This window comes from Candidatus Paralachnospira sp. LCP21S3_A2 (assembly GCF_052118925.1).
In the GTDB taxonomy this organism is placed as follows: domain Bacteria; phylum Bacillota; class Clostridia; order Lachnospirales; family Lachnospiraceae; genus Lientehia.
Genome location: NZ_JBQKGG010000029.1, coordinates 1 through 10375 on the forward strand (window position 1 = coordinate 1; position 10375 = coordinate 10375).

The 10375-nt window shown below is 42.7% G+C and carries 8 protein-coding genes and 1 riboswitch; of the genes, 1 reads left to right on the plus strand and 7 read right to left on the minus strand.

The features are described from left to right. Positions 1 to 122 precede the first annotated feature (122 nt). Positions 123 to 461 (minus strand): hypothetical protein, encoded by a 339-nt coding sequence (locus ACTQ3K_RS12335; RefSeq protein WP_055158441.1) that lies wholly within the window; start codon positions 459 to 461, stop codon positions 123 to 125. A gap of 113 nt (positions 462 to 574) precedes the next feature. Beyond that, positions 575 to 1162 carry a hypothetical protein gene (locus ACTQ3K_RS12340; RefSeq protein WP_441568203.1) on the minus strand — a complete coding sequence of 196 codons (588 nt, stop codon included), beginning with the start codon at positions 1160 to 1162 and terminating at the stop codon, positions 575 to 577. Positions 1163 to 1233: 71 nt separating this feature from the next. Here ACTQ3K_RS12340 and ACTQ3K_RS12345 point away from each other — a divergent pair, with 71 nt between their 5' ends. Then, positions 1234 to 2253, plus strand: coding sequence for a sensor domain-containing diguanylate cyclase (locus tag ACTQ3K_RS12345; protein ID WP_441568205.1), 1020 nt, complete (start codon positions 1234 to 1236; stop codon positions 2251 to 2253). A 48-nt stretch (positions 2254 to 2301) separates the two neighbouring features. Here the strand turns inward: ACTQ3K_RS12345 and ACTQ3K_RS12350 are convergent, their stop codons facing one another. The 5 genes from ACTQ3K_RS12350 to ACTQ3K_RS12370 all read right to left on the minus strand — a co-directional run bounded on the left by ACTQ3K_RS12350 (position 2302) and on the right by ACTQ3K_RS12370 (position 10093). Further along, positions 2302 to 4872 (minus strand): hybrid sensor histidine kinase/response regulator, encoded by a 2571-nt coding sequence (locus tag ACTQ3K_RS12350; RefSeq protein WP_441568206.1) that lies wholly within the window; start codon positions 4870 to 4872, stop codon positions 2302 to 2304. A gap of 5 nt (positions 4873 to 4877) precedes the next feature. Beyond that, complete coding sequence (locus tag ACTQ3K_RS12355) at positions 4878 to 6683, minus strand: extracellular solute-binding protein (RefSeq protein WP_441568211.1); 1806 nt, start codon at positions 6681 to 6683, stop codon at positions 4878 to 4880. Positions 6684 to 7063: 380 nt separating this feature from the next. Further along, positions 7064 to 8431 (minus strand): NAD(P)/FAD-dependent oxidoreductase, encoded by a 1368-nt coding sequence (locus ACTQ3K_RS12360; RefSeq protein ID WP_441568207.1) that lies wholly within the window; start codon positions 8429 to 8431, stop codon positions 7064 to 7066. Positions 8432 to 8468: 37 nt separating this feature from the next. Further along, positions 8469 to 8565: riboswitch (purine riboswitch) on the minus strand. A gap of 42 nt (positions 8566 to 8607) precedes the next feature. Continuing rightward, entirely contained in the window at positions 8608 to 9597 is a 990-nt protein-coding gene (locus tag ACTQ3K_RS12365; protein WP_441568209.1) for a helix-turn-helix transcriptional regulator, read from the minus strand. A gap of 169 nt (positions 9598 to 9766) precedes the next feature. Beyond that, the gene (locus ACTQ3K_RS12370) at positions 9767 to 10093 is read right to left on the minus strand and encodes an HIRAN domain-containing protein (RefSeq protein ID WP_441568210.1); all 327 of its coding nucleotides are present in this window, start codon (positions 10091 to 10093) and stop codon (positions 9767 to 9769) included. Between the last annotated feature and the right edge of the window lie 282 nt (positions 10094 to 10375).

Consider the following 10375-nt stretch of genomic DNA (forward strand, 5'->3'; position numbering starts at 1 on the left):
TTCTTATTTAGTGGGATTATGAGTAGGTCAGTGCTATTGATTATTGCATCAGTATTATTTGCACCAAGTCATATTGTGATTTCATATAAAAATGTAAAATGATATTTACAACTTCAAAGTTGTCAGTCTGGTAATTCAACCAATACTGCTTCGTCAATATCAAAGTAATCATCCATATTACTGCTAAGCCCAGATGCTTTCCAAGCTTGTTCGAAGGTAATATCTTCTATGTTGCTTAAATAAATGTATGTGCTGTCCTTAACGGCATTACTCAGTCGTCCACTGATTTCCAACCTGTATTTGTAGATATGTCCATCGCACTGCCATGTACCGTCTGACATTTCACTGTATGTTTTCATGTTTCCTTCAATTGTGTCAATCGGCTTTATTGACTGTGTACCACAACCCGTGATTGAGGCCGTAAGTAAAAGACATAGCAACAATATTAGTATTTTCTTCATGGTCATTACCTCCCAAAATTCAAAGTTTCTGTTCCCTATAAAATTAATTTATCAGAATTTACCAAATCGCCAAACAACGATTCTCTGATGTAAATCCCGTTTGACCTGTCTTGCTAATTGAATTGATTGAATTTTTGTTCTAACAGCAACAGTCCATTTCTATTTTCCTGTACATACGCACGCAAATGATCCTTAGGGATATCAGCGGGCTCCGAACTCAATATTTCAATGTAGAAACTGCCGTAGATCTTCCTTGTTTTAATCAGACATTCTATATCATCTGCAATTCTCCCGGCTTGGATCTCGCTGTCGGAAACAGCATAAATATCCGTATTGTTTGGAAGCTTATCTTCACCATTAAGAATCGCTTGTTCATCAAAGCTTTCACCGTATTTTTCCCCTTGCGTTGTATGAAAAGTCGATACAATCATACAATCATTACACAGGGACCCTTCGAATTGAAGCAGAGCGGCTATGGAATTGCAGTCCGCAATCCGGTCTACCTGGAGGATCAAAACGGACAAGAGTATTTCTGGGGATTTACGATTGTTATCCTGCGTGTTCCGGACATTTTTCAGACTCGATCCAGGCACTTTCAAATTTTGGATATGAATGTAGGATTTTAAAAACAGATACCCCCTGGAGTGACACTTATAAGGTGATTTATCAGTCAGATGGTCAAATAACCCATCCTGTTTCATATGCTTTTACCATCGGAGACGAAACCTGGAGATTTGAGGTGGCACCTGAAAGTGGATGGAGAAACAGTACCATGATCGCAGTAATCATTGGAATATTCCTTACTATAAGTCTGCTTCTGTCAGTTATTACAAGGGTATGGTTAATAGCAAAAGAACATAAGAACAAATTTCAGATACTGGCACACACCGATACTCTTACAAGTATTTATAATCGCTATGGGTTTGATGTGTCAGCAGAAATGATGATCTCTAAAAATCCGAAGGCACATTTTGTCGCTGCTCTCCTCGATATTGATAACTTTAAGTTTATCAATGATATCTATGGACACAGTTACGGAGACAAAGCATTAAAGAATTTTGCAAATGACATGAAGGCTTTTTTCCCATCTGATACATTGCTGGGACGAAACGGTGGTGACGAATTCTGTATTCTTATGCCAAATTGTACCCTGGAGGAAGCAGCTGAACCGCTGCAGCAATTCACCCGGCTTCCAAAGACCTTCTCCTGTCATGGTGAAGAGCATGCCTTTTATATTTCTCTTGGATATGCAGAATATCCAACCTTTGCAGCCAACCGTTCACAGCTTATGCGCCGTGCCGATGCTGCCCTTTATGAAATAAAGCTTCACGGAAAAAATGGATGTATGCCTTACAGGAAAGGGCTTGAATCAGGAGTCCGGAAACAGCTAGGCTTCGCACTCAAGGATATCTCTGAACATCTTCCCGGTGCATTTATCATATACAGAGCCGCCAAAGAGGATGATGAGCTCTTTTATGCAAACGATGAATTCCTTCATATAACCGGATATAACAGTATCGATGAGCTGTTCCGACTTACAAAGAAACGTTTTCGCAGCCTGATTCGGGAGGATGAACAGGATCAGATCGAAGCAAGTATCTGGAAACAGATTGACAGCGGCAATGAGAATGACTATATTCACTTTCATCTTCGAAAGGCTGACGGAACCTACCTTTCTGTGCTTGACCACGGAAGAATCGTAGAAAGCCAGCAATACGGAAGAGTATTTTATGTATTGTTCATGGACTGGGAGGATATGCATATTCATTATAACGATAAATTTTCCGGATAGATCAAAGCCTGCCAGGAAGCTGTACGCTTTTCCTGGCAGGCTTTTTCATTACTGATCCGCCAGACTATTTTGCAGTGTGCAGATCAGTTCCTCTATCACGATCGGCTTGGATAAGAAGCCATTCATACCACATTCCAGTGCTTTCTTTCTGTCCTCCTCAAACACATTGGCAGTCATGGCAAGGATGGTAATTCCCGCTAGCGCCGGGTCATCCAGCATACGGATCTGCTTCGTGGCCTCATATCCGTTCATTACCGGCATCTGCACATCCATCAGCACCAGATCATACTTACCCGGTGCCGAATTCTGAACCTTTTCCACTGCCACTGCTCCATTTTCTGCGGTATCAACCAGGAAACCATACCCACTGAGGATCTCCACCGCAATTTCACGGTTCAGTTCATTGTCTTCCACAAGCAACAGACATCTGCCTCTGAAATCCGGACCTGCTGCCGGAAGGGCCTTAAGCTCCTCCGGCTCTGCGGTCTTCTCTGTGCGGTGATGCTCACACTGGATCCGCAATGGCAGACGGACAGTAAATTCGGTGCCTTTTCCCTGCTCTGTCTGAACCTCGATGGTGCCTCCCATCATATTCACGATATTCCTGGCGATGGCCATGCCAAGTCCGGTCCCCTGAGTCCTGCTGACGGTAGACGTCCGCTCCCGCTCAAAAGGAGAAAAAACCTTCTGTACAAATTCCGGACTCATGCCGATTCCGTTATCCCTCACCCGGATCTCGTACAGTCCACTGTCTCTTCCTGTCCCCGGATACTGTTTCAGACAAACAGAAACGGTTCCGCCTGCCGGAGTAAACTTAACCGCATTGGACAAAAGATTCAGTAACACCTGGTTCAGCCGCGTCTTATCACAATAGACATCCTCATTTGTAACATCCACCGCATCCATATAAAATTTCAGCTGCTTCGCCTGGATCTGCCCGCTGATCATAGTCTTCAGATCATGAAGCACCTCCGACAGACTGACCTCCGTTTCCTCCAGATGGATTTTTCCACTCTCGATCCGGCTCATATCCAGGATATCATTGAGCAGCGAGAGCAGATGATTGCCGGAGGAAAGGATCTTGTCCAGATAATCCCGGACTCTTTTTTTATCATCAATATTGCTTACAGCCAGTGTCGTAAAGCCGATAACCGCATTCATCGGTGTCCTGATATCGTGAGACATATTGGAAAGAAAGGTACTCTTTGCCCTGTTTGCAGCCTCCGCCGTACGTACTGCCTCAGAAAGTGCCTGATTCAATTTTCTGTCAGAGGTACGGTCCGACATGACCAGGATATATTTCTTTTTTCCATTTACCTCGCTGCCCATTGCAATACTATGAAACCAGCGCCGCTCCCCCGTTTTCTGATGAACATATTCAAAATCGCCTTCTTTCTGCTCATGAACCTGGATCCCCTCCAGATAATTCTTCTCCGGAGCTTCGGAATTCCCGGGATTCAGTTTTCCCAGAACACAAATATCCTTACGGAGCTGCTCTACGGTAATACCCAGAAGCTTTTCCACATTCGGACTGACGTAATCTGCCTGACAGGTCTTGGCATCCAGCATCAGGAAAACGTCATTCACATTCATGGAAAGCTTTTGAAACAGCTCATCCCGGTACAGGATCTCCGTATCCTTTTTTCTAAGGCTTATCCGGTCTCTCTGGATGATGAGGCTGATAAGAAATGCGGCAATACAGAGCACGACTGCCCCCATAAGGAGCATGGTACTAAACTGCAGACGGTTCATACCGGCATTGACGATGTCCACCCGGACAATTCCCAGAAATATCCAGTCCTGAATATCCGATTTTTCATAGACCAGATAATAGTTCCTTCCATCCAGCTTTACCAGCATCGCATCCGCATGTCCCTCTTTGAACTTCTCCGAAAGCTCATTGATCTCTTTTTCGGACATATCGGAATGCTCTCTCAGGACGCCAAAGAAATTATACACCTTCCCCCATGACTCAAAAGAATGATCGACCACAACACGGCCATCCGGATGAACAGCATAACTCCTGGCATTTCCATTGAACGCAGAAATATCCAGTATCTTTACAATATCAGCGTTTTCATAGGCAATGGCAATGGCATCATATTCAAAGCCCTGATAGCTTCCATGTGCCTCAGGAGTGGCAAAAACAATCCTCTGAGCTTTTCCGGGAACTGCTGTCTTTGTTATAACATCCTTTCCCTGCCGGATCTCCTCTTCACTGTTTTCCTGTAATCCAAGGTATCCGGTTTCGCCTGTCAGCATCTTATAATTGCCGTCATCTGACAGAAAATAGAATTCCAGAAAGCCGGCATCCTTCTGCGCTTTTTCTATATACTCACGGATCTCGCTTTCTCCGGAGATATTCTTCAGATTCTCACCCCACATATGGAGATACGTCAGATTCTTATTTGTCAGCTCCCGTAACATATTGTCTGACTGATGAAAGACCTCCGCCAGATGAGAAACACTTTCCTCATAAACCGTTTCCGACACAAATCCAGAATATTGAAAAACTATCCAGACGATTCCCAGAAAAGCAGCTGTAAAGCCGGCTGTCTTTAACCATTTTCTCATGGCTGCAGGTCTCTTTCTGTCTGTATTATGATTCTTAATATCCATTCTTCTCACCTCAGGATCATATAGTCTTCAGGCTCTGCAAGAATGGCATCACCATCTGAAACATATTCTGTCCAGGTATCCTTCACAGAGGTATCCCCTCCATCAAATACAATCTTATCATCTGTCGGATAAGCCTCCATGTGTTTAGGTATTGCAAGGCAGGTTACCGTGAACGTATCATTGTCCTGAACCTTTTTCCCATCCTTTGTAACCTTACTCAATGTATAACCATCATCCGTTTCCCTGATCTCCACAGAAATACCACTGACCACAGGCAGGGAGCCTCGGTTAAAAGGAATCAATCCACCCTGATAGCCTTCTACAAAATTCCGGATCGTTTCTTTCAGCTCCGCCCCGCTCATCCTGCTGCTGTAAGCTGAAAGACCATTGGGCATGATCATATTGCCCGCCATTTTCTCTGTATAACCGGCCTTCAGCACATTTCCCGTAAAGCTGTTTCCGGCTGCGATCAGCACATCCGTCCCATAAATACCACGCAGAGTGTTTGCCATAACGGAATAAGCCGCATTACCCCCACTGCTGTGAAAGCGGTTGGAATAGGATTTCTGTGAATCCAGCACGATATCCTCCGAATCGGATTTTTCCTCAAGAAGCTGGGTATTAAATGACTGATAGGCCTGCTCTGCACCATATTCTCCCGAAATCATCTTAGAAACCACATCCTTGGAAACAGAGAAAAAATCATTTGAGGCAATACGGATATACATATGGTTTTCTTCAATCACAGGCTTTACATCCTTCAGATATTCCGTAAGATGGAGATTCACATCCTGACTGTAGCTTAACAGATCCTGCCCCTCATAGATGATCCGGTTCTGTGCCTCCTCGGAAAGCATTGTGTTCAGTACCCTCACGGCTTTCTTTCGGCGCGTTTCATCCTGTGTCAGATCACGGTTCAGTGCCACCTGAAAATATGGCGTAGTCATCAGCCACTTTTCACCATTCTGTTGAAAAAATGGAAGGAATGTTGTGTTAATGCCCTGATCCTGAAACATTTTCACACCGGACGAGCTGCCGAAATACATGGCAAGCTTACCACTTTCATACATCTCAACTACATCATCATAATTCAGCTCCAGATCATCCCGGCTAAGCCCTGTATCCTGAATGAACTGGTTCATATGTTCAAAAGCCTCCGGCCAGACGGTGCTGTCCAGCCCCACTCTTGTTGTATTATCCGGGTCACTGTAGGCAGTACGCCACCTGCGTCCCTCTACGGAAGACAGCTCGGACGCAGACAACCCCTGCAGGGTTTCCATACAGGTATAATCATAGGTATAGTCTGCCGTAAAGCCACGGATCCCCACCTCATCAAATGCCCGGCAGGCAGAAACGAAGCTTTCATAATCGGTTGGCAAAGGAATATCATACTGTTCGAAAAGATCTTTGTTCACTACAAATCCATGGACATCTGCACACACCGGAAGCCAGTTTATACTGCCATCCTCGTTCATAAAACTATTCAGGTATGTATCATAGACAGCGCCTGCCACATTGGTTGTGGAAAGATCCATCAGACTGTCCTTCAGGGGACTGGCGTCATGCAGAGAAAAGCGGCAGCAGGTTATAATATCCGGCAATCCACCGTTTTCATTCAGAAATCTGTAGAAATCCAGATCATTATTCCCTACTACAAATTCAACGTTAATATCCGGAAGCTGTTCCTGAATATATGGTGCATAGGTTTCATACAGCTTTGTGCTCCATAAATACACCGTGATTGTTTCTGCATCTTCCTGTGCCGCACTCTTCCCGCCGCAGCCTGACAGAAGTGACAGGACTGTCACCATCACTAAAAGTACAGACAACGCCCTGTTCCATTTTCCCTTATAATGTTCCCGCCAGTTTGAAACACGCTCACGGTAACGTTCTCTGTCGGCTTTTGATATGTCCATTTTATTCATCCTCCAAATTTTTATTATACCAAGTCGCTGAGGCGAATGCATCCCCTGAAGATGTTTTCTTTGCGTTTTCTTTGCACTTTCTTTGCATTTTCTTTATTCCGCAAATGATAATAAAAAAGACCTGTCGTCCTCAGGATTCTTCCCAAAGTCAACAGATCTTAAATTCTCCCTGAACATGTTTTACCGTGGTCAAACGTACTTTTTTAAGCAATGCCACTTTTCAGACATTCACTTACTGATTTGCACTATTGTTGCCATAGTCACCTCTACAGTTTTGAAACAATTTGTCTCGCAACATATACTCCACTTGCCGAAGCGTGTGACAGAGAATGCGTAATACCGCTGCCATCACCAATAATATAAAGTCCTTCATGGCGAGTCATCAGGTTGTGGTCCAGTTCCACCTCCATATTGTAGAATTTTACCTCTACACCATACAGTAAGGTATCATCACTGGCAGTTCCCGGTGCGATTTTGTCCAGGGCATAGATCATTTCAATAATACCATCTAATAAACGTTTCGGAAGGACAAGACTCAGATCACCTGCAGCTGCACTTAACGTTGGAACGGTAAAGGATTCGCTGATTCTTTCTTCTGTACTTCTGCGGCCTCTGATCAGATCTCCAAAACGCTGGACAATCACGCCGCCGCCCAGCATATTGCTTAATCGGGCAATACTTTCTCCATATCCATTAGAATCTTTGAAAGGCTCTGAAAAATGCTTTGCAACGAGTAACGCAAAGTTTGTATTATTTGTCTGCTTTGCCGGATCCTCATAGCTGTGGCCGTTAACAGTAACAATCCCATTTGTATTTTCGTTTACAACTTCACCTTTGGGATTCATACAGAATGTACGCACCAGATCTTCATACTTTGAGGTTCTGTACACTATCTTGCTTTCATATAACTCATCCGTCAGATGTGCAAAGATTCCTGCCGGAAGTTCCACTCGAACTCCGATATCCACGCGATTCGAATTCGTATTAATATCCAGATCCTGACAGACGTTTTCCATCCATTTACTTCCACTGCGCCCTGCGGAAATAACACATTCCTTACCATCATAATAGGAATCTTCATGATAGATTCGATATCCGCTGTCCAGTTTTTCTACTTTATCAATGAAACAATTAAAATGAAAATCAATCTTTTCTTTCAGATGATCATATAAATGTTCTAGCACAATATAGTTAATATCTGTTCCCAAATGGCGAACAGATGCATCCAATAAATGTAAACCGTTTTGCATGCAGCGTGTCTTCAGACTTGATCCTGCCGTAGAATACAGTTTTGTTCCTTCTCCACCAAACGCAAGATTGATCCTGTCTACATATTCCATTAATTCTAATGCAGATTTTTTACCAATATATTCGTATAGCGTCCCACCAAAATCATTGGTAATATTATATTTACCATCTGAAAATGCACCTGCGCCTCCAAAACCACTCATGATAGAACAGTTCTTACAATGAATACAAGATTTCACTTTGTCTCCATCAATCGGACAATGGCGTTTTGTTAATTCATTTCCCATCTCAAAAACAGCAATACTTAAATTCGGTCTTTTCTCTAATAATTCATATGCAGTAAATATTCCTCCCGGTCCTGCACCTACAATTACTACATCGTACATTCTGTTTCCTCCCATAAAATATTCTCACACATAAAAAAAGATTGACTACATAAGAGGTAGTCAACCAGTTCGGTGGTTAGTAGAAACGTCTGCCCATTTTGCAGACTTATACCTAGATCATTATACCTGAAATAACATTCTGATGCAAGAACATTAGCATTTTTCATCCATTTTCCCTATGAATATTGCTTCATCAATCTTTCAATTTCTATTTTCATCTGCTCCACTACGTCATCCGGTCCAACAATCTTTATATCCTCACCCAGCGAAAATACCCAGCCCAGGAACTGTCTGCTGACATGCACAGCTACATTCACTGTGAAGTGTTCATCATCTGCCGGAATCAACATCACATTCTTTCCGAACCGGTCAATAATAACACCTGCCAGACTGTTTTTTACCAGCAGCTTTACGGTCTGTTCTTTTCCTCCGAACATTCCAAAACTTTTCTTTGCATAATCTGCCATATCCAGTTTTTTGAAATACTCTTTTCCTTCCCGGCTCTCACCTGATAATTTGATATGAAGCATTTTATCTACCCGGTAATGCTTGATCTTCTCAGCATCGGAATCATAACCTACCAGATAGTAATTTTCATCATCCCAGGACAAGCCCCAGGGACTGATATGATACCAGGCTCCGTTATGCCTGAGTTCCATCTCTTTTTTTACATTCCACTGATAATACTGGAATCTGATCTTCTTATTTTCTGAAATTGCATTATGAATCGCATCTACCGTATAATAGATGCTCTCATTCATCGTCTTTATCCTTCCGGACACATATACCTGCCGCTGCAGTTTCTGTGCATCATATTTACTGACCAGTTTTTCCAGCTTCTTAATTAAGGTATTCGATTTCTTTTCAGTGATAAATTTGGAAGATTGGATTGCATCCACCAGAAGTTTCAGTTCCGGAAGCTCAAACGGGCGGTTAACCACATGATAATGGTAACGGTTTCCTGTTGGTTCTCCTTCTACTTCAACACCAAGAGTACTCAGATCCCGCAGATCTGCATAGATACTTTTACGATCAGCTGTAATATCATATTCTGCCAGACTCTTCATGATCTCCGGCATGGTAATATAATGTTCTTCATCTGTCTTTTCCTGCATGATCTGTGCCAGACGGTACAGTTTAAATTTCTGATTCGTTCCTTTTGGCATGATGCACTTCTCCCTTTACCCAATGATAATACAAGTATACCACAGGTGGGAGACATATCGTACATCTTTTTTGCTTTGATCTCATGTACAATTGTTCTTAATACCGGTCAGGGCTTCAATAAAATGATCAATAACTCCATATTCCGGGTGCACATAGTTTTATTTTTCATTATTCCTGTGTTCCCCCTTCTTTTACCAGACTCTTTTTACAGATTTTACAGATTGTCCCAGCCGGTGTGACCAATACCACCTTTGCATATGCAATATCTCCGATCTTGTCGTAGAGACGTCCGGCACTCATGGATTCACCAATAACGGTATAAGAACTGTTCGCCACATACCCAATTTTTCCAAGGCCTTCATAAGTTATTTTAATTGCTTCTTTGTCATACTCGTTATCCGGCTCTTTCTCCAGTCTGATTTTCGTACCCTTTTCAAGAAAATTATTTCCGAAATAATGGTTTGTTCCTGTCAGTGTGATAAATACTTTTGCCATCGTAAATGCTCCTTCCTTACTCATTCATGTATTCATAGTAATCGGATTCGCTGGCAAACAAGATATATTTACCATCTACCAATCCCATGTAACCATCACCAGTGTTAAAACCTTTCATCGCCAGTTCCTCCATTTCTTTAAATTTTATGGTTTGATCGTCTCTGATGGTTACCTTGAATGAAAAACTAAAACCCAACTGAAAATACGTCTAATAATCAAAATTCTGTTCTGAGGTCAAATAAAGCCCTAATAATGGATGTTCAAATTCAAATATCATGCTAT

Excerpts from the sequence above, each read along its gene's own strand:
- ACTQ3K_RS12350 (WP_441568206.1), bottom strand. The coding sequence starts at position 4,872 with ATGGATATTAAGAATCATAATACAGACAGAAAGAGACCTGCAGCCATG.
- ACTQ3K_RS12360 (WP_441568207.1), bottom strand. The coding sequence starts at position 8,431 with ATGTACGATGTAGTAATTGTAGGTGCAGGACCGGGAGGAATATTTACT.
- ACTQ3K_RS12365 (WP_441568209.1), bottom strand. The coding sequence starts at position 9,597 with ATGCCAAAAGGAACGAATCAGAAATTTAAACTGTACCGTCTGGCACAG.
- ACTQ3K_RS12370 (WP_441568210.1), bottom strand. The coding sequence starts at position 10,093 with ATGGCAAAAGTATTTATCACACTGACAGGAACAAACCATTATTTCGGA.
- ACTQ3K_RS12335 (WP_055158441.1), bottom strand. The coding sequence starts at position 461 with ATGAAGAAAATACTAATATTGTTGCTATGTCTTTTACTTACGGCCTCA.
- ACTQ3K_RS12355 (WP_441568211.1), bottom strand. The coding sequence starts at position 6,683 with ATGGTGACAGTCCTGTCACTTCTGTCAGGCTGCGGCGGGAAGAGTGCG.
- ACTQ3K_RS12345 (WP_441568205.1), top strand. The coding sequence starts at position 1,234 with ATGATCGCAGTAATCATTGGAATATTCCTTACTATAAGTCTGCTTCTG.
- ACTQ3K_RS12340 (WP_441568203.1), bottom strand. The coding sequence starts at position 1,162 with ATGAAACAGGATGGGTTATTTGACCATCTGACTGATAAATCACCTTAT.